Here is a 26,355-nt window from a genome sequence, read left to right on the forward strand (position 1 = left end):
ATCGATGACAAAGGTGACAGGGTCGACTGTCATGAACCTTTCATGACAGTCGACCCTGTCACCTTTGTCATCACCTTTGTCATCATTTGGGTTCGTCTAGCGACGTGAGGCGCGTGCCGCCAGCATCTCGCGCGCGAGGTCGCGGCTCGCCTCGCCGGTGTCGCCGGAGAGCATGCGCGCGACCTCGGCCACGCGCTCCTCGCCGGAAAGCTCGACGAGGCTCGTCTCGGGGAGGTCGCCCCCGGACTTGCGCACGAGATAGTGCCGCTGCGCGGCAACCGCCACCTGGGCGAGGTGCGTGACCACGATGACCTGGTGCGTGGCCGCGAGCCGCGCGAGCACACCCGCGAGCGCGACCGCCGTGGCCCCGCCCACCCCCGCGTCGACCTCGTCAAAGACGAGCGTCTCGCACAGGTCCGCCTCGCCGAGCACCACCTTGCACGCCAGCATCACGCGACTGACCTCGCCGCCCGAGGCGATCTTGCGCAGCGGGCGCGCCGTGAGGCCCGCGGCGGGACGATAGAGAAACTCCACGCGAGAAGGTCCGCGGCGCCCCCACTCCGCGCGGGGCAGCCGCTCGATAGAGACCTCGAGCTCGGCGGTTCCCATCTCGAGAAGCGCCATCTGCTCGGTGACCGCGGCGGCGAGGCGGGGCGCCGCCTCGGCGCGCACGGCGTCAAGGGCGTCAGCCGCCTCCGCCAGCGCGGCCTCTCGGCGCTCGAGCTCCTCGGCGGCACGGCGCTCGAGCTCGCCGCCGTCGCTCGCCGCTGCCACAACCTCGCGTGCCCGCTCGCGGCGCTCGAGCACGTCCGCCATGCGCGGGCCATACGTGCGCATGAGCCCCTCCAGCCGGGAGAGGCGCGTCTGGATCCGCTCGAGCTCCTCTGGGTCAAAGTCCACCTCGTCGGCGTAGTCGCGCAGCTCGGACGAGACGTCCTCGATGTCGATGAGCGAGCTCTCGAGGGTCTTTGCCCACGTGCCGAGCGCGGGGTCAAAGCGCGCGGCGTCCTCGAGCGCGCGAACGGCATCGCTCAGGGCGTCGCAGACGCCGTCGTCACCGGAGAGCAGCTCGCGGGCACCAGAGGCGGCGGCCATGAGGGCCTCGCCGTGCTCCACGCGCGGGAGCTGCGCCTCGAGCTCCTCGAGCTCCCCCTCGCGCGGGTCCACCTCGTCGATGCGGCGCAGCGCGAAGGCGGCCTCCTCGAGGCGCTCGCCCGTGGCACGGCTCATCTCTCGCACGCGCTCCAGCTCGGAGGCGGCCTGCTCGGAGGCCGCAAGCGCGTCCGCATACGCCGCGAGCGCATCTGCGGCCGCTGCGCCGATCCACGAGTCGAGCATCTCAACGTGCGACTGGATGGCAAGAAGGCGCTGGTGCTCGTGCTGGCCGCAGAGGTCGACCGTTGAGCCAACGCGCTCGGCGAGCTCGCGCACGCTCGCCATGTGGCCGTTGATCTCCACGCGCCCGCGCCCGTCCGCACCCACGCGACGGCGCACCACGGTGCCGTCCTCGTCGTCGCCGCGCAGGAAGAGGCGACCCTCGACCTCCAGTGACGGCGCCCCCTCGCGGACCATGCCCGCGTCAGAGCGCTCCCCCACCAGCAGCTTCACCGAGGAGAGCAGCGCCGTCTTGCCCGCACCCGTCTCGCCCGTGAGCACCGTGAGGCCGGGGGCGGGCTCGATGGTCGCATCGTGGATGAGCGCGACGTCGCGCACGTGGAGCTCGTCGATCATCTACTTTCCCACCTGCCCGTAGAAGACGCGCGAGACCGAGTCGTAGAAGCTCTGCGCGCTGCGATCAAGAAGCACGATGTCTCCGGGGCCGCGCCGCACGCACGCCCTCACCCCGCGCCAGCCCTTCTCGCGCGGGACGGGCTGGCCGTCGGCAAAGAAGTGGCGCATGACCGGGCGCTCCGGGCTCATCTCGATCTCCACGACGTCGGCCGGGGAGGTGAGGAAGGCGCGCGCCATGATGGTGTGGGGCGCGATGGGCACGCACACCATGCCCGTGAACTCCGGGGTCACGATGGGGCCGCCCGCGGCGAGCGCGTAGCCTGTCGAGCCGGTTGCCGTGGAGACCACAAAGCCGTCGCCGCGCAGGCGGTCGATGTGCTTGCCCGAGACGGAGACGTCAAACTCCACCATGTTGCCCGCACCGCCGCGCGAGACGGCAAAGTCGTTGAGCGCAAAGCAGCGGCGGGTGTGGGTCTCGCCCTCGCGGTCCTCGAACTCGCACTCGATGTCGAGCGTTGCGCGACGGGAGACGTGCAGCTCGCCGGCAAGGGCGTCGGCCACGGTCACGATGAGCTCCTCCGGGCACGCCGCGGTGAGAAAGCCGAGGTGGCCGTAGGAGATGCCCACGATGGGGGTGCCGGCGTAGCCCACGATGCGCGCAGCACGCAGCAGCGTGCCGTCACCGCCGAGCGAGACCACCAGGTCACAGCCCTCGGCGGAGTCCTCGGCACTGGGAAAGAGCCTCTTGTCGCGAGCCCACAGCACGTCGGCGCCCTGGTCAAAGAGCCACTCCTCAAGGTGGCGGGCGCCCTCCAGGGCGTCGGCACGGGAGAAGTTGGGAACAATGAGTACCTTCACGGAGGCGTCCTCCTTCATAGCTCAACGTACCGAGTGTAGCATCACGCCCCGCGCCGCCTCGCTCCAGACACTCCTCAGTTTTGGGCAAAACCTTTGATGCAAAGGCGCTCCTGGCATCAAAGGTTTTGCCCAAAACCAAGGTAAAACGTGGCAGAACGCGCAAAACTGGCGAGAAGAGCGTTCTTCTCGCCGGGTGCATATCAAATATGTTGCCCAAAACCCAGGGGAACGTAACGGAAACGGCCTTCTCGCGAACGCACAAGGGGGCGCAAACGCAAAAGTGCCCCGTTTGGGACAGAGCCGGCGTTACCCGCGGACGCCGCAGAGAAGGTACTCGACGTTGCCCTTGTGCCCGGTGATGGGGCTCTCGCAGGTTCCGACCACGGTGAGCCCACCCTCCTCAAAGGCGTCACGGACCCGCTCGAGCGCAGCGAGACGAACGGCGGGGTCGCGGACAACACCGCCCTCCCCCACCTCCTCGCGCGGGGCCTCGAACTGCGGCTTGACCAGCGTGAGAAAGGTGCCGTGCGGCCGGAGCAGCTCGAGCACCGCGGGCAGCACCGTGAGCACGGAGGTGAAGGAGACGTCGCACACGGCAAGGTCGACCGCGCCCGCGCCCACGATCCCCGGCACGTCCACGATGTTGGTGCGCTCGAGCAGGCGCACGCGCGGGTCCTGGCGCAGCTCCCACGAGAACTGCGCGTACCCAACGTCAACGGAGATGACGAACGCGGCGCCTCGCTTGAGCAGGCAATCGGTAAAGCCGCCCGTCGAGCAGCCAACGTCCAGGCAGGCAAGGCCGGTGGGATTGACCCCAAACTCGTCGAGGCCGCACTCGAGCTTGAGCCCCCCTCGGCTCACAAAGCGGGAGCGGCCGCGCACGTGCAGCTCGATTCCCGGCCTGACCTGCTCGCCGGGGGCGGTGAGACGACGGTCCGACGTGGAGACGTCGCCCGCCATCACGGCGCGCATGGCCTCGTCTGTGGTTGAGAAAAAGCCCTGCTCAACGAGCTCCGCGTCAAGGCGACGGCGAGCGGGCATGCTCTACTGCCCGTCGGAGCCGTCTGCGGGGGCATCCGGCGCGGCGTCCGGATCAGCGTCCTTCTCGCCCTGCTCGCCGGCGTCCTTCTTTGCGCCCTCGGCCTCCTGGACCAGGCGGGCCTCCTCCTCGGGCGAGAAGTCCGTGGCATCAACGAGGCTCACGGCCTTGGAGCCAAGTGCGATGGCCTCGTCAAAGAGGTCGAGCGAGCGCTCGAGAGAGACGTCCTTGTCGCGCACCTGCGTAACGATGTCATCGAGACGATCGGTGATGTCCGAGAAGGTCTGGTAGCGGGAGACGTCAACGCGGGCCATTTACTCGGCCTCCCCCGTCGGGACGTCATCCTCGGCGGCCTCATCCTCGGCGGCAGCGGCACGCGCGGCCTCGCGCGCGACGGAGACAACGTCCACCCCGGCGTCGAGGTCGTCGGCAACGCGGCCGAGCACGCCGTTCACAAAGCGGGAGGACTCGTCGGTGCCGTAGGCCTTGGCGAGCTCCACGCACTCGTCGATGGTAACGGGCACGTCAACCTCGTCCACGTGCAGCATCTCGTAGAGCGCGAGGCGCAGGAGGTTGCGGTCCACGGCGTTGAGGCGCGAGAGCTTCCAGCCCTTCGCGCGCATCGAGATGACGGCATCGAGGTCCGGGCGCGCCACGTCGGCGCCGAGCGCGAGCTGGCGCGCGTAGTCGTCGAGCGGGCCCTCCGAGAGGGCGTAGTCGCCATCGAGGACCTCGAGAACGGCAAGGTTGTTTGCCTCCGCCTGGAAGAGCAGCTGGAGGGCCTGGCTGCGGGCAAGGGTGCGTCCGCCAAAGTGGGTGCTCAAGTTCGCGTTACTCCTTGGGGAAGACGAGGCTGTCAATGCAGACGTCAACGGCGGAGACGCCAACGCCAATCTGCTCGGTGACGGCGCGGGCGACCTCGGCGCGCACGTCGGCGGCGAGCTTGGTGAAGGGGTAGCCGTAGAAGACGGCAAGGTGCACGGTCACGTGGAGCTGGTCGTCCTCGACAAAGGACTCGACGGCCTTCTCCGGGGCCACGCTCCTGCTCGTGAAGACCGAGATGAGGCTCGAGGCAATGTCGTTACCGCCCACGGAGGCAACGCCTTCGGCGCGGCGCGCGGCAATGGAGACGATCGTGGAGACGACATCCTTGGAGATGCCGATGCCAGAGACGTGGAGCTCGCTTTCGGCCATGGAGGACCTCCCTGCTCGGTTCATTCGTTCATTCTGACAGTATACCCGTTGTGTGCCGAGAAGAGCGGCGAGGCCGCCCCGGTCTCCCGGAGCGGCCCCGAACGCGCGTTCTTCTCGTCCGGCGTTAGACGCGACCGACGAACTTGCCGCCGTCGCGGGTGTCGACCTTGATCTTCTCGCCCACGTTGAGGTAGAGCGGGACCTGGATCACGGCGCCGGTCTCGATGGTGGCGGGCTTGGAGCCGCCCTGGACGGTGTCGCCCTTGAAGCCGGGGTCGGTCTCGGTGATCTCCACCTCGATGAACATCGGGGGCTGGACGCCGAGGAGCTCGGTGTCGGCGTAGAGGAGCTGCGCGTTGTCGTTCTCCTTGAACCACTTGGCGTTGTCACCGATGAAGTCCGCGGAGAGCTCGACCTGCTCGTAGGTCTCGTTGTCCATGAAGTAGAAGGTGGCGCCGTCGTTGTAGAGGTACTGCATCTCCTTGGTGATGAGCTGCACGTTCTCAAACTTGGTGCCGGCGTTGCAGGTCTGGTCGATCACGCGACCGGTCTTGAGATCGCGGATCTTGTAACGGACGAAGGCGCCGCCCTTGCCGGGCTTGACGTGCTGGAACTCAACGATCGTGTAGTACTTGTCGTTGATCTTGAGGCCCATGCCGTTCTTGAAGTCTGCAGTGCTGATGGTTGCCATGTCGCGCCTTTCTGGTCGTACTCGCATACGGTGGGATATTTTAGCACCCGTCGCCCGTCTGCGCGCAGATTCCATGATGGGCCAAGAAGGACGCGGCCTCCCTCGCCGCACCCTCCCCCAAAGTGTCGATTTGCGTCCCCGCGCCGCCCGGCGGGGACGCGCGCCGACACTCTGCGAGCCAAAAGTGTCGGCAACGGTCCTCGCTCAGAAAAATGGGGGCGCTTCCCGACGTTTCAGAGATGAGAAACGTCGGGAAGCGTCCCCAAGCGCAGCACGTCGAGAAGAGCGCCGCCAGCCCCTACCCGCGGTGGGTGAGGCGGTGCCACAGCCCCGAGAAGCCCGCGCGCATGACGCCGAAAAACGTCGCCGACCGCACGATCTTCTCGCCGCCGATGTGGTCGCGCACAGCGCGCAGAAGCCTGTGGTTGTTGCGGGCGGAAAACGAGAAGTGCCCGTTCTCCTTGGTGAAGACCGCGAAGCGCGGGATCACGCGCCCGCCGAACATGACCGACGCGTCGACGTGGTCGACCTGGTCCCACGGGATCTGGATGTAGTCCTCGACGTTGCGCTCGTTGTAGAACTCGAGCGCCTTGTCCCCCACCATCATCGAGCCGGTGACGGAGAAGCCCGTGAACATGGTGGCGGGGATGGTGAGGTCGACCGTGGTGTTCTGAGACTGGGCCATGACCCTGCCCACCTCCTTTCCGAGAAAAGCGAGGGGCCGCGCCCCGTCGCAAAGAGCCATTGTGACACTTCCGACGGATGCGCGGCCCCGAGAAGGCCGAGATGGCGAGCTTAGAGCAGGCCGACGAGGTGACCGACGATGCCCACGGCGAACATGCCGATGATGATCACGATCGGGGAGACCTTCTTCTTGAGCAGCCAGCAGCACAGCAGCGTCACGCACACGGCGGCAAGACCCGGGATGAGGCTGTCGAGGTTGGCCTGAAGCGTGGTGACCTTGATCTGCTCGAGACCAGTAGAGCCGAGGGAGGCGTACTGCGAGAGCGCGCTGTGAATCGCGTCCGCGACGCCCTGGCCACCCTGGCCGGCGGTGTCGGCGATGGCGGTCCAGTCAATGAAGGCGCCGTCGGACTGCTCGACGCGGGAGACCACCGGCGCGAAGGAGATGGACACCCAGCGCTGGACCAGGCCACCGATGACGAACATGCCGAGGATGGAGGCGCCCTCGGTGATCTTGCCCATCAGACCACCGGAGAGGTCCTTGGTGATGGAGGTGCCGAGCTTGTAGCCAAACTCCTGCGTGTACCAGATGAACGCCATGCGGATGAGGTTCCAGAGCACGAAGAACAGGATCGGGCCGACGATGTTGCCCTCCATGGCGAGCGACGCGCCGAGCGCGCCGAGCAGCGGGCGGAGGGTGAACCAGAACGCCGGGTCACCGACGCCGGCGAGCGGGCCCATCATGCCGACCTTGACGCCCTGGATGGCGGCGTCGTCGACGGGCGCGCCGTTGGCGCGGTCCTCCTCGAGGGCGAGCGTGACGCCCATGACGGGGGCCGAGACGTACGGGTGCGTGTTGTAGAACTCCATGTGACGCTTGAGCGCCGCGATCTGGTCATCCTTGTTGGGGTAGAGCTTCTTGATGGCCGGGATGATGGAGTAGCACCAGCCGCCGTTCTGCATGCGCTCGTAGTTCCAGGAGCCCTGGAGGAACTGGTGGCGCCAGGCGACGGACATGCGGTCCTTCTTGGACAGGGTTACCTTGTTCTCTGCCATGTGTTCTCTCCTCCCTTCCTACTCGTAGTCGTCCAGGATGTCGCCGAGCGGGTCGCCCGAGCCGGCGGCGCCGGCACCGGCCTTGGCGGCCTCCTTGAGGCCCAGGTAGATGAGGGCCAGGGAGATGCCGATGACGCCGAGGGCGATGAGGGTCAGCTCGGAGATGGCGGCGACGCAGAAGCCGAGCGCGAAGAACGGCCAGACCTCGTTGGTGGCCATCATGTTGATGACCATGGCGTAGCCGACGGCCGCGACCATGCCGCCACCGATCGTCATGCCCTCGTTGAGCCACGCGGGCATCATGTTGAGGGCGCCCATGACGGCCTTGTCGGGGATGAAGCAGAGCGCGGCGGCCGGGATGGCGATGCGGATGCCCTGCATGCAGATGGCCGCGATCTGCCAGGCCTCGATGGCCGCGAAGTTGCCCTTGGCCGCAGCGGCGTCCTGGGCGTGGACCACGGGGATGGCGAGCGTGCGGACGATCATCGTCAGGAACAGGCCGGCGACGGACAGCGGCACGGCGACGGCGATGGCCGTGGTGATGGCCTCGCCCTGGTCGGCCCCACCGTTGAGGGCGATGACCATGAGGATGGCCGAGGCCACCGAGGCGAGCGCCGCGTCGGGTGCGACGGCGGCGCCGATGTTGGCCCAGCCGAGGGCCATCATCTGGAGCGTGCCGCCGAGGATGATGCCCGCCTCGAGGTGACCGGTCACCAGACCGATCAGCGTGCAGGCCACCAGCGGCTGGTGGAACTGGAACTCGTCAAGGATGCCCTCCATGCCGGCAAAGAAGGCGACAATGACGATAAGGACGATTGCGAAAACCGACATGCTTCCCTCCTTCTTATGCCTGTGCGGCCTGTGCGGCGAGCTCGGACTTGGCCTTGCTCATCATGGCCTCAAAGTTCTCGGGCGCGTCCGCGGGAACCTTGCGGATGTCGAACGTGACGCCCTTGGCCGTGAGTGCCTCGAGGCACTCGACGTCGGCCTGGTCCATGGCGATGGCGTTCGTGACGACGACCTTGCCCACGGAGTGGGCCATGGAGCCGATGTTGACGTTCTTGATGTCGACGCCGCCCTCGATGGCCTTGAGGACGTCCTGCGGGGTCTCAAAGAGCAGGAACGCCTTGGTGGCGCCGAAGCGCGGGTCCTTGGAGACCTCGATCATCTTCTTGATGGGGATGACGTGGGCCTTGACTCCCGGAGGCGCGGCCTGGACGATCATCGTCTTGCGCAGCTCGTCGTGGGCAACGCCATCGGAGACGACGATGATGCGGTCGGGGTTGATCGCCTTGGTCCACGCGGTGGCAACCTGGCCGTGCAGCAGGCGGGTGTCAACGCGGCAGTGGGCGATCTTGATGTGCCCGTCGCCGAGCACGGTGCCGGGCGGGATGGCGCCGGCAGGAGCGGCAGCGGGCGCGGGGGCAGCGGCGGGCGCGGCCTCGGCGGGAGCGAGTTCCTCGGGCTTGATGCAGACGCCGGCTTTGGCCTCGGGATAGATGGCCTTGGCAACCTCGGCGGCGGAGTCGCTGCCCATGCGCTCGCCATAGGCGGAGATGAGCATCGGGAGGTTGAGACCGCCCACAGCGACCCAGTTCTCGTGCCCCTCCTCCTCGAGCAGCAGCGAGACCTGGTTCCAGGGTGTGCCACCCTGGAGGTCGACCAGGAACAGCACCCGATCCTGGTCATCGAAGCCGGAGACAGCTTCGAGGATCTTTGCCCTGAGGTCATCTGGCCCCATCTCGGGCATGAGCGTCACGGCAGCGACGTTCTCCTGCGGGCCAAAGATCATCTGGCCGGACATCTTGATGCCCTCGGCGAACGTGCCATGACTGGCTAGAACAATGCTAACCACCGCTTACCTCCTTCTTTTCATCGCGGACTCTTACCTACGGACACATACGCACAGCAGCAAGTTCCCCCTGCACAATTTCTCCCCCACTGCTCCACATACCGTCCATATCTTACCAACTTGTGCTCACCTCGTGAAGATGTTTCGTAGACATTTCTTGTGCACAACGCTCGGCGAGAAGAACCGCCCTCTGGGGGCCGCTGGGCATGTCCCCGTGCTCAAACAGCTTCGCGAGCAAAGAGCGCGCGGCTGCAGAACTGCGCGCGGGAACATGCCCAGTGGCCGTGCGGGTGTCATCCGACCAAGAGGCAGACGGCAACGAAGGCGCCCTCCGACGTACCTCCGCGCGCAGTTCTGCAGCGAGCGCTCTTTGCTCGCGAAGCTGTTTGAGCACGGGGGTATGTCGGAGGGCGCCGGGCGGCCCCAGGAGACGGTTCTTCTCGGCAAATCGTCTGGAAGCTGCCCTGGGTGGGGTACGGGCGAGTTCTGGACGGTTTGGGCTGATAAACCGTCCGGAACTTGCCTGTGGTAGGAGTACGGGCAGGTTGTGGACGGTTTGGGCGAGAAGAACGTCCGGAAGTTGCCCGTAGATGGAGAACGGGCGGGTCCCGGACGGTTTCTGGCTTCAAACCGTCCGGGACCCGCCCGCAGGCGCACGGTTCTTCTCGGCTGCTACTTGCCCACGATCACGAGATCGTGAGTGGAGCGGGTGAAGGGCTCGTAGCCGTCCTCGGTGACCACGCCAAAGTCCTCGAGGCGAATGCCGAACTTGCCGGGCAGGTAGATGCCGGGCTCGATGGTCACCACGGAGCCCGCGGGGATGGGCTTGTCCCACCCGCGGTTGAAGTTGGGCCGCTCGTGAATCTCCAGGCCTACGCCGTGGCCGAGACCATGCTTGAAGAAGTCGCCGTAACCGGCCTCGGTGATGACGTCGACGGCGATGTTGTGGATGTCGCGGCCGATCACGCCGGCGCGCACGGCGGCGGCGCAGGCCTCATGCGCGCGACGGACCACGTCGTAGACCGCGCGCTGCTCTGCGGAGGGCTCGCCCACGCAGACGGTGCGCGTCATGTCCGAGTGATAGTCGTGGAAGCCCGCGCCGTAGTCCATGACGATGAGGTCGCCCTCGGCCACGACGGTCTGACCGGGCTGGGCGTGCGGGTTGGCGCCGTTTGCGCCGGTGGCGATGATGGTGCCAAAGGAGAGCTCGTCGGCGCCGTGGCTGAGCATGTAGTTCTCGAGCTCAACGCGGATGTCCTGCTCGGTGATGCCGGCGCGGATGAAGCCGCAGATGTGATCGAAGGCGGCGTCGGTCACCTCCTGGGCGCGGCGCATGAGCTCGATCTCCTCGGCGTCCTTGACCATGCGCAGGTCACAGATGTCACCGTGCATGCGCGGGGTGAGGCAGGCGATCGACGCCGCAGAGCACGCAGCGAGAAACGCGTCGTAGAACGCGAGGTCGCACGTGTCCTCAACGGCAACGACGCGCGAGCGGGTAGCGCGGGCGCGCTCAGCCGCCCAGGTGGCAGGAGAGACGATGTCCTGGTCGATGGTCCAGGCGCAGTCCTTCCCCAGGCGCGTGACAAAGGTGTTGTAGTAGCGCGAGTCCGTGTGGAGCCAGAGGCCGTCGGCCGTCACAAAGGCCGTGTGGGCGACCTCGTTGTCAAAGGTGCGCTCCGAGCCCGTGAGCCAGCGGAGGTCCGGGTTGTTGCGGAGGATCACCGCGTCGTAGCCGCGCTCCGCCATGAGCTCGCGCAGCCGCTCCACGCGACCCGCGCACGCACGTGCATCTGCCATGTTCTTCTCGCCTTTCCTTGTGTTTGGTTCTATGCGGTCGGGCGCGCGGCGCACCAGGCGCCAACGTGCTCGGCAAGGACGGAGTCGTCGATCGCCGTGAGGCGCACCCGGCCCAGGGCGCGCGGCAGGGCGAGCATGAGGCGCTTGGTGCGCGCGTAGCGCTCGGCGCGCATTGCCTCGAGCAGGCGATCGGGGTCAACGGCCACGGAGGTGGTGCCCAGGCCAAGGCGCTCGAGAAGCTCGTCCTGCGTGAACATGTCGTCCACCGGAAGCGACTCGCTCGCCGCGGCAAGGCGCGCGCAGAAGCGCAGGCCATCCGCAAGCACGCTCGAGAGCGGCACCTCGTCCCCCACGACCGAGCGCAGCGCGTGCGAGAAGCTCTGGCCGTACTCGATCGACTGGCGCATGGCCGCGGAGGACGCAGCGATGACCTTTCCGCGCGACCTGATCGTGGCCTGGAACTGCTTGATGAGCACGTCAACGTCGCCCGCGGCAAGGTCGTCCGTCGCGTCCCAGAGCGCCCCGAAGGCGCGGTCGGAGTCGCACATGGCGGTCTTGGTCATGACGGCAAAGGCCCTGAGCATGGGCTCGCTCGCGGGGTCGCAGTCAAAGAGCTCGGGATCGACCGAGGTGAAGCGTGCGCTGCCGTCCTGGGCGATCATGCGGGGCATGCCGGGGAGGTCGAGCGCGCGGGGCGTGGCACCAGAGACGATGGCGGCAAAGGGGTCCGTGGGCACCTCCGCCAGCGGGACGCCCCCGCACCAGGACGCACAGGCAAACGAGGCCACGGAGAGGCTCTCGTAGCCGCCCACCACCACAACGAGGTCGTCGGCCGTGACGTGCAGCTCCGCCAGGAGCGCGTCGAGCTCGCCCACGGCGGCAAGGTCGCAGGTCGAGAAGGGCAGCTCGCGGACGCTCAGGTCAAAGCCCTGGTCGGAGAGGTTCTGGCGCAGCGTCTCCACCGCTGCGGCGGGCGCGGCGGCCTCGTGCAGGAGCGCGCAGCCGTGCGGGCGGCCCACCGTGGACTTGAGGGCACGCGGGAGGTCGCTCACAATGCCCGCGCCCACGCGCAGGTCCATGGAGCCGCCCCTCAGCGTGACCCACTGACGCGCGGTCGCTGAGGCAATGGGCTTCTTCTCGGCCACCTCGGCCTGCTCGGCTACCTCGGCCTGCTCGGCTACCTCGGCCTGCTCGGCGGTCTCGACCTGCTCGCTCGTCTCGCTCACAGAAGCCCCCTCTCCCACAGCAGCTGGCCGGACTCCGACGCCACCTGCTCAAACGACTTGTTCCGAATGTCCACCGTGAGGTCCGCCGCGCCCTCGTAGAGCGGGCGGCGCCGGCGGTAGACCTCCGCCGCGTGCTCGGCGCTGCCGAGGTCGGGCCGGCGCTCGGGGCAGCGAATCTGGCGCAGCGAGTCCTCAAGATCGCCGTCGAGAAACACCACGACGCCCATCTCGTGCATGAGCTCGCAGTTCTCGGGCCGCTCGACGATGCCGCCGCCACAGCTCACGAGCAGCGACTTCTTGGTTGCCAGGCGAGCCAGCTCGCGGGTCTCCGCGTCGCGGAAGGCCTCCTCGCCATCCTGGGCAAAGATCTCCGAGACGCTCCTTCCCAGGGCGCGCTCAACGAGGCGGTCCGTGTCCACGTGCGGGCGATGGAAGAGCGCGCCGAGGTTGCGGGCAAGCGTCGACTTCCCCGCTCCGAGAAAGCCCACGAAGAAGATGTGGTCACACCCCTCGTGAACGACGTATCTCGGATCGTGCTGCACCTTCCACCTCTCTCCAGCCACATCCACGGCTCAGGTTTCCCAACTGTTTAGTTATACACGATTGTCCCCCGTCGGCAACTTGCACCGACGGGGCAGGCGCAATGGTGGCCCTACTCGCCGTCAAAGGAGATGCCGAGAAGGGCCAGCCGCTCAAAGACGCGAAAGACGTGCGTGTACCAGAGGTCGCGCCGTGACTGGGGCCGCACGAGCACCGTCCGCACGCCCGCGAGGTTGCCCGCCACCACGTCCGTGAAGACCTGGTCGCCGATCATCACTGTTGCCTCGGGCCCAACGCCCGCGCGACGCATCGCACGGCGCAGCGCAAACGGCGCCGGCTTCATGGCGTGGTCGACCACGTTCACGCCCAGCTCGCGGGCCGTGCGGCCCACCTGGCTGGAGTGGAAGTTGTTCGAGACGAGCCAGAGCGAGAGACCCGCCGCCCGTGCGCGCTCGAGCCAGTCCAGGACCTCGGCGGGAGCCTGGGCGGCGTCGCGCGGCACGCAGGTGTTGTCGCGGTCGAGCAGCACGAGGCGCACGCCCTCGCCCACCAGCCAGTCGATGTCAACCAGCGGGAGCGAGGCCACGTAGCGCGTCGCCCCAAACGGGCCGCGCCGCGCCTTACTGCGGGCGGTTGGCGATCGCCTGGTCGTGCTCATCGAGCGTCTCCGAGAAGGCAGCGTAGTCGCCGCTCAGGAAGAAGTAGAAGTAGCTCGTGTCGTTGGGGTAGGCCGCCGCCTGGATGGAGGCAAGGCCCGGCGAGCAGATCGGCGTGGGCGTGAGGCCGTAGTTGGTGTACGTGTTGTACGGGTCCTCCATCCTGAGGTCATCCGCCGTGACGTCGCGACCGAGGGAGTAGACCAGCGTGGCGTCGCTCTGGAGCATCATGCCCGCCTGGAGGCGGTTGTAGAACACGGAGGCAACGTCGCCGCGGTGCTCGTCCCCGCCCGCCTCGCGCTCGATGATCGAGGCCATCGTGATGATGTCGTCCTCGTTCACCGTGACGCCGTAGCGCTCCTGGATCTGCGCGCAGGCGGCCGTGAAGTCGATGCCGGAGACCTCGGTCTGATACTGGGAGAGCATGGCGCGGATGACGGTGTCCGCCGTGACCTCGGCCTCAGAGGAGAAGTCATAGGTCTTGGGGAAGAGGTAGCCCTCGAGCGAGTCGTTGGTCACGTCGGAGAGGAACGGGAAGTCCGCCACGTAGTTGGACGCCTTGGCCTGCGCGGTGAAGTCCGCCGCGGAGATGCCGAGCGACTGCTCCGCCGTGCTCGCGATCTGCGAGAGGGTGTAGCCCTCCGGGATGGTGATCTGGGCGGTCTTGACGTTGGGGCCCGTCGTGAGGAGGGTCACGATGTCCGCCAGGTCGGAGCCCGTCGTGATGCTGTAGGCACCGCTCATGATGGAGGACTCGGCCTCCATGCGGCGCGCCTGGGAGAGAAACTCGCTCTTGCTGGCAATGATGCCGTTGTCGTAGAGGATCTGCGCAACGTCGCCTGCGGCCGAGCCCTCGGGGATGGTGATGGTCACCTGGTTGCCGGGGACGACGGTCTGGGTCTCCTCGGTCTGCTGCGGGGCGTTGAGCGAGGGGATGACAACAAGGAACACAAGGCCCGCCACAATGGCGCAGGCGAGAAGAACGCCCGCGAGCGCGGCGACGCGGCCACCGCCGCCCGTGCCGCTCGCGCGCCTCACCTTGCCGGAGCTGGCGCGCTTGGTTGCCGCCGCGGTGCGGCGAGAGACGGTGCCGCCCGAGAGGGCGGAGCGCGGTGCCATCGCGCCCGTGCTGGACGCCGGGACCTCGTGGGCCCCGTCGTTTCTCGCGGGCCCAAAGTGAGAGCCGCCGTGCTTGGGTGCCTTGCCGTTGAAAGTAGCCATCATGCCCTCTCAGGTATGTCTGGCGTCAAGCCAGGACTGCAGAAACAGGGACGCCGCGACCATGTCGACCTTGCCTCGCATGGAGCGCTCGGAGAGCCCCTGCTCCCTCAGGATACGCTTGGCCTCCGCTGAAGAGAGGCGCTCGTCGGCAAATTCCAGCGGAAGTCCGCAGGATTTACCAATTGTTAAGGCCTGTTCCTTGATGCGGGCCGCCTGGGGGCCCTCCTCCCCCGCCATCGTGCGGGGCAGACCGCAGACGAGAAGCTCGGGCTCCCAGTCCTCGATCACGCGCCGGAAGGTGCTCGCGTGGGCGAGAACCTCCTGAGCGGGCAGGACGCAGACCGGCGAGGCCACGCGGGCATCCGGGTCACTCACCGCGATGCCCACGCGAACCTCGCCGATGTCAAGAGCCAGGACGCGCACTAGATTCCGAGCGCGGCACGCGCGGCGTCAAGAGCGGCGTCGATGCCAGAGGCGTCGGAGCCACCCGCCTGGGCCATGGCGGGCTTGCCGCCGCCCCGGCCGCCCACGAGCGCGGCGATGTCCTTGATGATCGATCCTGCCGAGAAGCCCTTGGCCACGGCACCGTCCGTGCCGCCGGCGAGAAGGGCCACCTTGCCGTCAGGCGTGGCGGAGGCAATCACGCAGGCCACGGGCTCGCCGCCCGCGGCGTCGCGGATGCCGTCCCACGCGGAGCGCATGTCCTTGCCGGTAAGGCCGTCCAGGCGCGCGATAACGACCTTGTAGCCGTCGAGCTCGACGGCGCCCTTGAAGGCGTCGGCCACCTTGCCGGCACCGGCACCGGTCGTCACGGCCTCGAGGGCCTTGCGCGTCTCGCGCAGCTCCTGCTCGAGGGACGCAACGCGCTCGGCGACGGCGTCCGGGCGGCACTTGAGCTCGCGGGCCACCTCGTCGAGGGTGAGCAGGCGCTCGTCCACGTACTCGATGGCGCCCATCGAGGTCACGGCCTCGATGCGGCGGGCGTTGGAGCCGACGGAACCCTCGGAGACGATCTTGAAGAGGCCCAGGTCGGCGGTGTTGCGCGCATGCGTGCCGCCGCAGAGCTCGCGGGAGAAGGGCTCCTCGGACTCGCCGGTGGAGACCACGCGGACCACGTCGCCGTACTTCTCGCCAAAGAGGGCGACGGCGCCGGAGGCCTTGGCCTCCTCGATTCCCATGACGCGGGTGACGATGGGCTCGCCGGCAAAGATCTCCGCGTTGACCATGCCCTCCACGCGCGCGAGCTCGTCTGCCGTCAGGGCCTCGAAGTGCGTGAAGTCAAAGCGCAGGCGGTCGGGGGCCACGAGCGATCCGGCCTGGGAGACGTGCTCGCCCAGGACCTTCTTGAGCGCGGCGTCGAGCAGGTGCGTGGCGGTGTGGTTGCGGCGGATGAGCTCGCGGCGCCCGGCGTCAATGGCGGCCGTGACCTCGGCGCCCACGGCAAGCGCGCCCTCCTCGACGGTGGCCGCGTGGGCGTAGAGCCCGCCGCGGACCTTGGTGTCGCGCACGCGCAGCGTGGCACCGTCGCAGGAGATGGTGCCGGTGTCGCCCACCTGGCCGCCCATCTCGGCGTAGAACGGGGTCACGTCGAGGACCACCTCGACCTCGGCGCCCCTCTCGGCACGCTCGACCTCCTCGCCGTCTGCCACGATGGCGAGCACGCGCGCGGCGGCCTCGTTCTTGTCGTAGCCGACAAACTCCGTGGCCGCCAGGCGGTCGGAGAGCGCGGTCCAGACGTCGTTGAAGGTGCCCCAGGCGTCGCGGTTGGCGGAGGCGCGGGCACGCTCGCGCTGCTCGGTCATGCAGGCGTCGAAGGCGTCCATGTCGACGGTCACGCCGCGGCCCTCGCAGATCTCACGCGTGAGGTCGATGGGGAAGCCGTAGGTGTCGTGCAGCTTGAAGGCAACCTCACCGGAGAGCGTAGCACCCTCCCCCAGGCCCTCGAGCTCGGAGGCGAGGCTCTGCTCGCCGGCGTCGAGCGTGGCTCCAAAGCGCTCCTCCTCGGCGCGCACGATGCCCTCCACGAGGGCGCGGTTCTCTACGACGGCCGGGTAGGTCTCTCCCATGAGCTCGCAGATCTTCTCCACGTAGGCGCAGAGGAACGCGCCCTCGATGCCCATGAGGCGGCCGTGGTAGACGGCGCGGCGCAGCAGGCGGCGCAGGACGTAGCCGCGGCCCTCGTTGCTGGGAAGGATGCCGTCGGAGATCATGAAGGTGACGGCGCGGGCGTGGTCGGCCACGATGCGCAGGCTGCGGTCGCGCGCGGCGTCCTCGCCGTAGGTCTTGCCCGAGAGGCGCCCGCCCACGCCGATGAGGCCCTGGAGCAGGTCGCCGTCATAGTTGGTGGACTTGTGCTGCATGATGGCTGCAATGCGCTCGAGGCCCATGCCAGTGTCGATGTTGCGGTGCGGCAGCTCCGGCAGCGACCCGTCCTCCTGGCGGTCGTACTGCGTGAAGACGAGGTTCCAGAACTCGAGGAAGCGGTCGCAGTCGTCGCAGCCGGGGCCGCAGTTGGGGCCGCCGCAGCCAAACTCCTCACCCTGGTCAAAGTAGATCTCGGAGCACGGGCCGCAGGGGCCGGTGGGGCCGGCCGCCCAGAAGTTGTCCTTCTCGCCGAGGCGGGAGATGTGGTCGTAGGGGACGCCCTGCTCGTGCCAGAGCTCGATGGCCTCGTCGTCGTCCTCAAAGACGGTCATGTAGAGACGCTCGGCGGGAAGGCCCAGGTGCTCGGGCGCGGTGATGAACTCGTAGGCCCAGGCGATGGCGTCGGCCTTGGAGTAGCCGCCAAAGGAGAAGTTGCCGAGCATCTCAAAGAAGGAGAGGTGCGTGGCGTCGCCGATGTTGTCGATGTCGTTGGTGCGCAGGCACTTCTGGCAGGAGCAGGCGCCAATCTCGGGCATGGTCTTCTTGCCCTGGTAGTACTCCTTGAACTGGTTCATGCCCGCGTTGGTGAGCAGCAACGACGGGTCGTCCGGGACAAGAGAGGACGACGGGTAGAGCTTGCAGCCCTTTTCCTCGAAGAAGCGGAGGAAGTCCTCGCGGATCTCTGCGGTGGTCATGGTCTTGTAGTCGGCGGTGCTCATATGTCTCCCCTGTGCTCGGGCTTCTCTGTGTACACAACCTTGTAAGTATAGCGTGTTGGCCTGTGGCTGCGTACTGGCGTTGTGCCGAGAAGTACGGGCGGCGGGTGGACGGTTTCGGGCGCGGAAACGTCCGGAACCTGCCCGTCCCGGAACTAGGGGCGGGATATGGACGAGTCCAAGGCCCGAAACGTCCGGAACCTGCCCGTCCACCAACTACGGGCGAGGTGTGGACGGTTTGGCGGATGAAAACGTCCGGCAGCCGCCCCTACTTGGCGGGAGCTTCTCCGCCGGTGTCCTTCTCGGCGTCCGGGCCCTTCTCGGCCTCCTTGTTCTCGTGCAGGCGAGAAAGACCGTCGAGCAGGCGGGACCGAGAGATGAAGGTGTCGTCGTCAAGGGCATCGAAGGTCGGGCGGGGCCTGCCCTGCGCGTCGTTGAACGGGGTGGAGCCAAAGAGGGCGCCCTCCTCGGACACGAGCTGTCGCCCGGTGTGGGTCTCGAAGTAGTAGACGAAGAAGCTCCTGATGGCAGCCGTGAGCGGCACGGCCAGTACCATGCCCACGGCGCCGCCCACGCACCCGCCGATGACGATGCCCACGAGCGAGAGCGCCGGGTGGATCTTGACCGCCGAGCGCATCACGATCGGCGAGAGCAGGTTGTCCGTGACGTTTTGCGCCACCACGGTGACCACGAGCGTCCAGAACGCGCAGAGCGGGCTCACAAAGAGGCCGAGAAGCACCGCGGAGACCGAGGAGAGCATGGGGCCGATCACCGGCACAAAGTGCAGGACAAACGTGGCGATGCCAAGAAGGCCCGCGTAGGGGTGGCCGAGAAGCGCGAGGCCCGCCGCCACCATCGCTCCGTTGGCGAGCGAGGTGATGAGGGTGCCGCGCATGTAGCCGCCCATGGAGCGGGAGAGCACGGCGAAGGTGAGGACCATCTCCTCGTCGTACTCCGGGCCCGCGATGACGGCGAGCTCGCGCATGATCTTGGGGTAGTCGAGCGCGAGCCAGCACGCAAGGATCATGCCGAGGAAGATGGTCACGAGGTGGCCGGCAATGTCCGTGAGGCTCACGAAGAGCCCCTGGGAGAGCCCGCGAGCGAGGTCGGAGGCGATGGAGGTGCCCGCCTCGGAGAGCGCCTGCACCGCGGCGTTCACGAGGTTCTGCACGTTGCCGTTGCTCGAGGTGCCAAAGGTGTCCCAGAACGTGGCGAGCGCGTCCTGGAGCTGCGTCACGTAGGTGGGGACGTTTCTCAGGAGCACCATGAGCTCGCGCAGGAACGGCCCCATGAACAGGGCCACGAGGACCACGAGCGCCGCGAGAACCACGAGTACGGAGAGCACGGCCGCCAGACCCCGCGGGACGCGACGGTCCTCCAGCCAGTTGGTGATGGGGCTGCACACAAAGCCCACGATGATGCCGATGAGCAGGAGCTCAACGGCCTGGCCCACGATGGCGAGGCCGCGGATGGCCAGCACAAAGAGCACGATGGCGCCCACGATGGCCCACGTGACAACCGCGCGCAACCGCCATTTCTCGTATCTGCCCATGCTCCCCCACCTCTCCGTAGGCAACCGGGGCGTCATGCGCGCATGAGGCCCTCGGGGTCGATCTTGTCCTGGATGCGCCGAAGCGTGCGCCGCAGGAGCCGGGACACCTGTACCTGCGAGATGCCGAGGTTCTCGGCAATCTCAACCTGCGTGAGCCCGTCCACAAAGCGCATGTGGATGACGTCGCGCTCGCGCGGCGAGAAGTCCTGGATGGCCTCCTCGAGCACGATGCGGTCATCGGAGGCGGCGAGGTCGGCGTCCTCGGTGACGTAGTGGTCGATGACCGAGGGGCTCTCCTCGTCCTCGGACGAGCCACCGCCCTCGAGCGGCACGGAGCTGTAGGCGCTCGAGGACTCCATGGCCTCGAGGACCTCATCGACCGTGATGCCCAGGTGCTCGGCGATCTCCTCCACCGAGGGGCTCCTCTGCAGCTGGTTGGTGAGCTCGTCGGTCACCTGGTTGACCTTGGCAGAGAGCTCCTGCAGGCGACGGGGCACGCGAACCGACCAGCCCTTGTCGCGGAAGTGCCGCTTGATCTCGCCCATGATCGTGGGCGTGGCGTAGGTGGTGAACTCGAGCCCGCGCTCCGGGTCAAAGCGGTCGATCGCCTTGATGAGGCCAATCGTGCCCACCTGAACGAGATCCTCGAGGGACTCCCCGCGGTTCTTGAACTTTGACGCGAGAAAGCGGACAAGGTTGAGATGATTGACGATGAGCTGGTCGCGCGCGTCGGAATCGCCCTCCAGCTTGTAGCGCCTGAAGAGCTCGCGCGTGCGGTCCTTGTCCCAGGCCGCCTGCCCGGACCGCGCACGGGCGCGCCTGCGCACCGACGCCCGCTCCGCGCCGCCCCTACTCTCCATCTTCGCCGTCCGAGCGCCTGACCAGGTGAAGCGTCGTTCCGTCCTCGGACTCAAAGAACTCGTCGCACACGGCGTCGAGAAGAACCTCCACCAGCTCGATGGAATCGTCCGCGGGATCGGCCTCACCAAGCGAGAAGTCCATGGCGATGGCGCCCTCACCCAGGGCAAAGGCGACCTCGACCTCGGCAGGCTCGGTCGCGCACGCGTAGACGAAGCCCTCCTCGGCGATCATCCGGATGTCCTCGACGCCCTCGACGCTCATGCCGCAGCAGACCGCGAGCGCGGAGGCCGTCATGCGCACGGTGCGGGCAAACTCGGCCTTTGAGGGGACGCACAGCCTGACGTTCTTCTCGTCCATCTTCTCTCCTACTCGGCGTCCGACGCGTTCGCGCTCGGCGCGGCGGAAATCTCTGCATAGTCAACGTAGCGCGCGGGTGCGGGGGGCTCCGGGGCCTCCGCCGGCTCCTCGGTGCGCTCCTCGGCGGCACCCTCCAGGCGCGCCGCGCCCTCCGCGGGCGAGCCTCCCCTCAGGCGGGAGACGACGCTCGCAACGCCCGAGGCCGCGCTCTCTGCCACGCGGTTCACGGCGCCCGTCACGCTCGACGCGGTGCCGGAGACCGAGGAGACGTCCTCGAGGATGCCGTTCAGGCGCTCGATGGAGACGTTTGCCGCGTCCACGGAGGACTCGGCCTTCTCGGCAAGGGGCGCCATGCGCTTGACCGCCGGCTCGAGCTCGTCGACCATGCCGTCGAGCTTGGCCACGATGGGCTGCGCCTGCTCGATGACCTCGTTGGCAGAGGTGGTGAGCTTCTCAACGTCCCTGCGCGCGGCGCGCATGGTGAGCGCCACCTCAACGACGGCCCACACGCCTGCGACAACCAGAACGATCAGAGCGATCTGCAGAAAGTCCATAGCGCCCTCCTCACGAGCGTCCTTTGCGGGGGCCGGCGCCCCAGTCTCTCATTCTACCCAAGTGGGGCCTCGTCGTTTCCCGGGGCCTTCTGGGGCGCGGGCGTCGGCGCCGGTGCGGGGGCCGGCGTCTCCGCTGCGGCGCGGGCATCCGCGATGTCGCGCCCGATGGCCTCCTGGCGCCATGCCTCCCAGCCGCGCGGGCTCGCGTGGTAGAAGCACCCGCGCTCCAGGCCCTCGGGCAGGTAGCGCTGCTCCACCCAGCCGCCCGGGTAGTTGTGCGGGTAGAGGTAGGGGCCGTACTCGTCCGAGCCGGGGCGGTGGCGGTCGCGCAGGTAGCTCGGCACCTCGCGACGGGGCCCGCGGCGCACCTCCTCCAGGGCGGCGTCGATGCCCGCCTCGGCCGCGTTTGACTTGGGCGCAAGGGCAACGTAGGTGGCCGCCTGCGCCAGGTTGATGCGGCACTCGGGCATGCCGATCACCTCGGTGGCGCGGAAGGCCGCGTGCGCGATGAGAAGCGCCTGCGGGTCCGCGTTGCCCACGTCCTCCGAGGCGCAGATCATGATGCGGCGGGCAATGAACTTGGGGTCCTCCCCCGCGTCCAGCATGCGCGCGAGCCAGTAGAGCACGGCATCCGGGTCGCTCCCGCGCATGGACTTGATGAAGGCGGAGATGATGTCGTAGTGCATGTCGCCCGCGCGGTCGTAGGAGAGGCCGCGGCGCGGGTTTGCCTCGAGGACGTGCTCGCGAGTGATGGGCGCGGGCGAGCCGTCGTCCTTCTCGTCCACCATCTGGCTCGCGAGCTCCAGCGAGGTGAGCGCCGCTCGGCCGTCCCCGCCGGCGAGGGTGACGATCTCCTGCTCGGCCTCGGGTGTGAGGTCAAAGCGGCCGCCGAGGCCCTCCGGCGCGTTCACGGCACGCCCGAGCAGCTCGTGGACGGAGGCGTCGTCAAGGGCGGTGAGCTCCACCACGCGGCTGCGGCTGATGAGCGCCGAGTTGACCTCAAAGTAGGGGTTTTCCGTGGTAGCGCCCACAAGAACGACGGTGCGGTCCTCAACGGCGTGGAGCAGCGCGTCTTGCTGGCTGCGGTTGAAGCGGTGAATCTCGTCCACAAAGAGGATCGTGCGGCGGCCAAAGGAGAGCAGGCGGCTCTCCGCGGCCTCGATCTCTCGGCGCAGGTCTTTGACGGTGCCCGTGACGGCGGAGACCTCCACGAACTCGGCGTGGGTGCTGTTTGCGATGATGCGTGCCAGGGTGGTCTTGCCCGTGCCGGCGGGGCCGTAGAGGATGACCGAGGAGAGCGTGTCGTGCTCGATGGCGCGGCGCAGCCAGCTGCCGGGACCCACGGCCCTCTCCTGGCCGACAAAGCCCTCGAGCGTGGTGGGGCGCATGCGCACGGCAAGCGGCGCGTTGTCGATTTTGCGCGCGGTCTCCACGCGCGTGAACAAGGTATCCATGGGAACGATTGTACGCCATCGCGCGCACGGGCGGGCGGGGCAACGCTGCCGTCATGCCGTCAGAGCGCAGGCCGTGCGCCTATGCCAGGTGCTTCTCCACGAAGACGTCCACGGTGGACCAATAGAGCTCGGGGTCCGTGCTCGCGGAGAGCCCATGCCCGGCGCTCTCCACCACGAGCTTCTCCTTCTCCTCGCTCGCACAGGCCTCGTAGCACTCGTCGAGCATCGAGAAGGGCACGAAGGTGTCCGCGTCGCCGTGGATGAAGAGCATCGGCACGCTCGCCGAGCGCAGGCTCTCCACGGCGGACGCCCCCTCGAAGGTGTAGCCCGCGCGCAGCAGGCACGCCGCGTCGGCAACGTTTAGGATCGGAAAGCTCGGCAGGTGGAAGACGTTGTCCAGCTGCAGGGCAAACTCGTCCCACACGCTTGTGTAGCCGCAGTCCTCCACGATGAGCGCCACGTTGTCCGAGAGGCCGTCCAGCCCGGAGGCCATCATGACCTCCGCGCCGCCCATGGAGACGCCAAAGAGCATGATACGGGCCTCGGGGTCGCGCGCCACGATGTCGTCCACCCAGCCGAGAAGATCCTGGGCGTCGGTGCCGCCCATCTGGATGAGCCCGGTGTCAACGTTGCGCTCGTGGCCGCGCGCGGCGGGCATGAGCACGTCCATGCCCAGCTCGTGGAAGTGATAGGCGTACTTGGCCATGTCCGCCGGCTCGCCAATGTAGCCATGGCAGACCACGGCCCAGGTGTGACCGTCCGCATACGCGCCGTCGCCCGCGCCGGTAAGCTCCCAGCCCTGGAGCACGGTGCCGTCCTCCGCCTCGTGGGAGACGCCGCGCTTCTCGGCCTCAAACCAGCCCGCCGCCTCCTCGGCATACGCGGCGTCGAGCTGCGGCTCCTGGTGGCCCTCCAGCCCGCCGACCTCACCCGAGCGGATGGAGCGCGCCATCGAGACCTCGGCATGCGGGTTCAGCGCAAAGTCAACGAGAAAGTTGCCCACAAACCCCAGGCCGCCAATAACCAGGACAACCATGCACGCAGCAAAGACCGCAATGACCCGTTTGGTTCTAATTGTCATACCCGTCCTCCATCACGTTACCGGGGGGCCATTGTGCGCTAGCGTGTTAACCTGTCAACCAGTAGATGAAGCTCGACGCAGCAGGCTACGCCCTCACGCCCGGCAAGAAGTACCCGCGGCTCGGGAAAATGCCCGCAACGTGCGGAAACGCCGCCTCGCAGGTTGCCATGAAGTAGTCGTCGGTCATCGAGGAGATGAAGTCCACCACGGTCTGGTCCGGATCGGACTCCCAGTCGTACGTGCGGCCGTAGTGGGCAAGGCGGCGCTCGAGCGGGCGAACATGGTGGGCAAAGACGGCGGAGGACTCGTCTCCGGCGCGCAGGGCCGCGAGCTCATGCTCGTAGAGCTCGCCAAAGAGCTCGGAGACCTCGCGCGAGAAGTCCCCGTTGACCTCCCCCGCGCCGTAGATCTTCTCGTAGTTCTCGCGCTTGGCCCGCCGCATCTCGGCAAAGGCCTCCGCGCTCATCTCAATGCGGTCGCGGCCCACGCTGTGCTCCACGATGTCGGCGACAAACGCGGAGAGCGCCCAGGCGTTGTAGGCGCCGCCGAGACCGTCGTCGAAGGTGTCCTCGGTACACAGCCCGGCGCAGATGGCGTCCTGGCGGTCCTTGCCCACGTAGGCGATGATGTCCGAGACGCGCACCACACAGCCCTCGAGCGTCATCGGGCGCAGGTGCGAGATGGCCTCGGCACCCTTTCTCCAGCAGGAGTCCACCACGCGGCCAAAGGTGTCAAACTCGGCGAGGCCGCTCGTCTCAAAGGCCTGCTGCTCGAACTCCCCGTTGTGGCAGAGGGCGCCGTCGAGCGTCTGCAGGCTCACGTTGCGCCCGGCGAGCTCGTCCATCACGCGGACGCTCTGGACGTTGTGGAAGAACCAGCGCCCGGTGCGCTCGTGGAAGACGTCGTTTAAGAAGCGCTCGCCCGCGTGGCCAAAGGGCGTGTGGCCAAGGTCATGCCCGAGAGCGATGGCCTCGATGAGGTCGGGATTGAGGCCCAGGGCGCGGCCGATGTCGCGCGCCACCCGGGCCACGAGCTGCACGTGCAGGCCGCGGCGGGAGAGGTCGTCGTTGGAGCGAAACGAGAAGACCTGCGTCTTGCCCGCCAGACGGTTGTAGGCGGGCAGGTGCACGATCTTCTCGGCGTCACGCACGAAGGCGGGACGCAGGAGCGTGTCGCGATCTCGGTCGCACAGGTCACGACGGATGGCAGAGGCGTCATGGCAGGCAAACGGCGAGAGCTCGCCGGATGCCCGCTGCTCAGAGACGAGTCGGGCGGCCTCTTTGGAAAGACGTCCCGTAAGACCCGGGGCGAGTCGGTTTACCAGCGCCTCCACGCGTCAGGACCCTCTCGCTAGTCGCGAACGACGAGGCAGCCCATGTCCAGGCGGTGACCCCACTTGCCCATGACGCTCTCGTAGCCGCAGCGGGCGTAGACGCCGCCGAACTTGCCGCGGAAGAGGAAGAGGCCCAGGAGGTTGTTGCCCGTGACGGGACCCTCGCCCGCAGCGCCCTCGGCGCCGGAGATGACGGGCGCCTGATAGGCGGGGGTGCACTCCTCGATCACGCCGCCCTCCTCGCAGCAGGCGAGAAGGACGCGCCACCACTCGTCGCGGTCCATGCGGTCAACGCCCGCGACGGCCTCGGAGGCGCGGTAGGCGCCGGCGGGTCGGACGAGCCACTTGTCCTGCTCGGCGATGTAGCGGTTGACGTCGTCGCCGCGCTCGAGGAAGCGGGCCTCGGGCACGTGGGCACGCACGAAGGCGAGCTCAAAGGGGTCGAGGACGGACTCGACGGCCTCGGAGTTGAGCACGGGGAAGATGGCGTTGGTGGAGACGGGCCAGGTGCGGAAGCCGCCGATGACGCAGGCAAGGCCGCGGCGGGCGGCCTCGACGAGCGCGTCGACGCCCGCGCAGGGCTTCTCGAGCATCTCGCTCACGAGCGCGCGGCGATACACGCAGGTGACGGGGCCCTCGGAGTCCACGAGGCGACGGATGCCGCCGGCCTCCTCGATGCGCAGGTCGCGGATGTCCACGAAGCGCGCGTAGACGCCCTCGTCGGCAAGGCGCTCGATGAGGTCGGCAAACTCGCCGGGCGTGGCGCTCTCGGGGTAGTCAACGATGCCCACGGGCGGGCGGTCCGGGCTGCGGGTGCCCTCGGCGGCGTTGACCCAGGAGTAGTAGGTCTCGCGCAGCGCGCTCACCACGCCGTCGGAGATGTCGAAGGTCTCGATGTCGTGGTGGCGCTCGGCAAAGCGACGGTAGGCTTCGGTGAGCTGGACCGCGCGCGTCACGTCAACGGCGGCGGTCATGCCCACGGAGCTATCCGTGGCAACGCCGGCAAAGGTGAAGTCACCCGTCTCCTCGTTGAAGAGGACGTCGAGGCGGGCGAAGGGGATGAGCTGCTCGTAGCCCGTGGGCATGAGGGTGAGCTCCTCGACCTCGGGCGAGAGCCTGAAGAGGGCGCGGAAGTCAGCGTCCTTGAGGTAGCGCTCGGTGACCTTCTCGAGGATGCGGCCCATGGTCTCTGCCGCCTCGGTAAGGATGCCGAGCTCGGCGCTGCCAAGGATCTTGGGCGTCATGGCCCAGGTGGAGGAACCGTCCTGGTTGACGATCTCGTGAGAGGACGCGAGGTAGGCCGCAGCCTTGGCTCGTCCCTCCTCGTCGCCGCCAAGCTCACTCAGAAGCCCGTCGAACTCGTCCTCAAGGGCACGACCGCGAAGACTGCTCATGCTTCACTCCAAATCATCTGCCCTCGCTTGAGGGCTCTGAAAAGACAATCATGCGGAGCGAATTGTAGGTGTTAGCGGGAATTTTCGCAAAACTGAATGCTCAAAGGCCCCGTATTTGTGAATCGTTGATGGAGCCAGACAGAC

Annotated in this window: 26 protein-coding genes; all 26 read right to left on the minus strand. The window is 67.7% G+C overall.

Features of this window, described 5'->3' with window-relative positions:
- Window positions 1-96: 96 nt before the first annotated feature.
- Window positions 97-1,731: a DNA repair protein RecN gene (recN, locus tag QUW25_RS06885; protein ID WP_289511475.1), complete on the minus strand. Its 1,635-nt coding sequence runs from the start codon at window positions 1,729-1,731 to the stop codon at window positions 97-99.
- Complete coding sequence (locus tag QUW25_RS06890; RefSeq protein ID WP_289511476.1) at window positions 1,732-2,589, minus strand: NAD(+)/NADH kinase; 858 nt, start codon at window positions 2,587-2,589, stop codon at window positions 1,732-1,734.
- 306 nt (window positions 2,590-2,895) lie between these two features.
- Window positions 2,896-3,630 carry a TlyA family RNA methyltransferase gene (locus QUW25_RS06895; protein WP_289511477.1) on the minus strand — a complete coding sequence of 245 codons (735 nt, stop codon included), beginning with the start codon at window positions 3,628-3,630 and terminating at the stop codon, window positions 2,896-2,898.
- 3 nt (window positions 3,631-3,633) lie between these two features.
- The gene (locus QUW25_RS06900; RefSeq protein ID WP_289511478.1) at window positions 3,634-3,942 is read right to left on the minus strand and encodes an exodeoxyribonuclease VII small subunit; all 309 of its coding nucleotides are present in this window, start codon (window positions 3,940-3,942) and stop codon (window positions 3,634-3,636) included.
- On the minus strand, window positions 3,943-4,452 hold the full coding sequence (gene nusB, locus QUW25_RS06905) for a transcription antitermination factor NusB (protein WP_289511479.1): 510 nt from the start codon (window positions 4,450-4,452) through the stop codon (window positions 3,943-3,945). It abuts the gene before it with no gap.
- A gap of 7 nt (window positions 4,453-4,459) precedes the next feature.
- Window positions 4,460-4,822, minus strand: coding sequence for an Asp23/Gls24 family envelope stress response protein (locus QUW25_RS06910; RefSeq protein WP_289511480.1), 363 nt, complete (start codon window positions 4,820-4,822; stop codon window positions 4,460-4,462).
- 124 nt (window positions 4,823-4,946) lie between these two features.
- Complete coding sequence (efp, locus tag QUW25_RS06915) at window positions 4,947-5,513, minus strand: elongation factor P (protein ID WP_289511481.1); 567 nt, start codon at window positions 5,511-5,513, stop codon at window positions 4,947-4,949.
- Between the two features lie 298 nt (window positions 5,514-5,811).
- The gene (locus QUW25_RS06920) at window positions 5,812-6,198 is read right to left on the minus strand and encodes a DUF956 family protein (protein ID WP_289511482.1); all 387 of its coding nucleotides are present in this window, start codon (window positions 6,196-6,198) and stop codon (window positions 5,812-5,814) included.
- A 110-nt stretch (window positions 6,199-6,308) separates the two neighbouring features.
- On the minus strand, window positions 6,309-7,253 hold the full coding sequence (locus QUW25_RS06925; protein ID WP_289511483.1) for a PTS system mannose/fructose/sorbose family transporter subunit IID: 945 nt from the start codon (window positions 7,251-7,253) through the stop codon (window positions 6,309-6,311).
- Between the two features lie 18 nt (window positions 7,254-7,271).
- Window positions 7,272-8,084, minus strand: coding sequence for a PTS mannose/fructose/sorbose transporter subunit IIC (locus tag QUW25_RS06930; protein ID WP_289511484.1), 813 nt, complete (start codon window positions 8,082-8,084; stop codon window positions 7,272-7,274).
- A gap of 13 nt (window positions 8,085-8,097) precedes the next feature.
- Entirely contained in the window at window positions 8,098-9,108 is a 1,011-nt protein-coding gene (locus tag QUW25_RS06935) for a PTS sugar transporter subunit IIB (RefSeq protein WP_289511485.1), read from the minus strand.
- Window positions 9,109-9,777: 669 nt separating this feature from the next.
- A complete protein-coding gene (locus QUW25_RS06940) occupies window positions 9,778-10,902 on the minus strand; it encodes a M24 family metallopeptidase (protein WP_289511486.1) in 1,125 nt (374 codons plus the stop codon).
- Between the two features lie 29 nt (window positions 10,903-10,931).
- Window positions 10,932-12,128: a 3-dehydroquinate synthase gene (locus QUW25_RS06945; protein ID WP_289511487.1), complete on the minus strand. Its 1,197-nt coding sequence runs from the start codon at window positions 12,126-12,128 to the stop codon at window positions 10,932-10,934.
- Entirely contained in the window at window positions 12,125-12,670 is a 546-nt protein-coding gene (locus QUW25_RS06950) for a shikimate kinase (RefSeq protein WP_289511488.1), read from the minus strand. The genes QUW25_RS06945 and QUW25_RS06950 overlap by 4 nt, the downstream gene beginning before the upstream one ends.
- A gap of 110 nt (window positions 12,671-12,780) precedes the next feature.
- Window positions 12,781-13,326, minus strand: a complete 546-nt coding sequence (locus QUW25_RS06955; protein ID WP_289511489.1) for a YqeG family HAD IIIA-type phosphatase — start codon at window positions 13,324-13,326, stop codon at window positions 12,781-12,783.
- A complete protein-coding gene (gene mltG / locus QUW25_RS06960) occupies window positions 13,289-14,545 on the minus strand; it encodes an endolytic transglycosylase MltG (RefSeq protein WP_289511490.1) in 1,257 nt (418 codons plus the stop codon). Before mltG ends, QUW25_RS06955 begins: the two co-directional genes overlap by 38 nt.
- A gap of 9 nt (window positions 14,546-14,554) precedes the next feature.
- A complete protein-coding gene (ruvX, locus tag QUW25_RS06965; protein WP_289511491.1) occupies window positions 14,555-14,968 on the minus strand; it encodes a Holliday junction resolvase RuvX in 414 nt (137 codons plus the stop codon).
- Window positions 14,968-17,628: an alanine--tRNA ligase gene (gene alaS / locus QUW25_RS06970; RefSeq protein ID WP_289511492.1), complete on the minus strand. Its 2,661-nt coding sequence runs from the start codon at window positions 17,626-17,628 to the stop codon at window positions 14,968-14,970. The genes ruvX and alaS overlap by 1 nt, the downstream gene beginning before the upstream one ends.
- Before the next feature lie 265 nt (window positions 17,629-17,893).
- Entirely contained in the window at window positions 17,894-19,177 is a 1,284-nt protein-coding gene (locus QUW25_RS06975; protein WP_289511493.1) for an AI-2E family transporter, read from the minus strand.
- 32 nt (window positions 19,178-19,209) lie between these two features.
- Window positions 19,210-20,037 carry a SigB/SigF/SigG family RNA polymerase sigma factor gene (locus QUW25_RS06980; protein WP_289511494.1) on the minus strand — a complete coding sequence of 276 codons (828 nt, stop codon included), beginning with the start codon at window positions 20,035-20,037 and terminating at the stop codon, window positions 19,210-19,212.
- Complete coding sequence (locus tag QUW25_RS06985; protein ID WP_289511495.1) at window positions 20,027-20,395, minus strand: ATP-binding protein; 369 nt, start codon at window positions 20,393-20,395, stop codon at window positions 20,027-20,029. Before QUW25_RS06985 ends, QUW25_RS06980 begins: the two co-directional genes overlap by 11 nt.
- Before the next feature lie 8 nt (window positions 20,396-20,403).
- A complete protein-coding gene (locus QUW25_RS06990) occupies window positions 20,404-20,949 on the minus strand; it encodes a hypothetical protein (RefSeq protein WP_289511496.1) in 546 nt (181 codons plus the stop codon).
- Between the two features lie 53 nt (window positions 20,950-21,002).
- Window positions 21,003-22,403, minus strand: a complete 1,401-nt coding sequence (locus QUW25_RS06995; RefSeq protein WP_289511497.1) for a replication-associated recombination protein A — start codon at window positions 22,401-22,403, stop codon at window positions 21,003-21,005.
- 79 nt (window positions 22,404-22,482) lie between these two features.
- Entirely contained in the window at window positions 22,483-23,484 is a 1,002-nt protein-coding gene (locus tag QUW25_RS07000; protein WP_289511498.1) for an alpha/beta hydrolase, read from the minus strand.
- An 85-nt stretch (window positions 23,485-23,569) separates the two neighbouring features.
- Window positions 23,570-24,817, minus strand: coding sequence for a deoxyguanosinetriphosphate triphosphohydrolase family protein (locus QUW25_RS07005; RefSeq protein WP_289511499.1), 1,248 nt, complete (start codon window positions 24,815-24,817; stop codon window positions 23,570-23,572).
- A gap of 17 nt (window positions 24,818-24,834) precedes the next feature.
- Entirely contained in the window at window positions 24,835-26,211 is a 1,377-nt protein-coding gene (locus tag QUW25_RS07010; RefSeq protein ID WP_289511500.1) for a hypothetical protein, read from the minus strand.
- Window positions 26,212-26,355: the final 144 nt, after the last annotated feature.

The organism is Thermophilibacter provencensis (genome assembly GCF_030372065.1).
In the GTDB taxonomy this organism is placed as follows: Bacteria; Actinomycetota; Coriobacteriia; order Coriobacteriales; family Atopobiaceae; genus Thermophilibacter; species Thermophilibacter provencensis_A.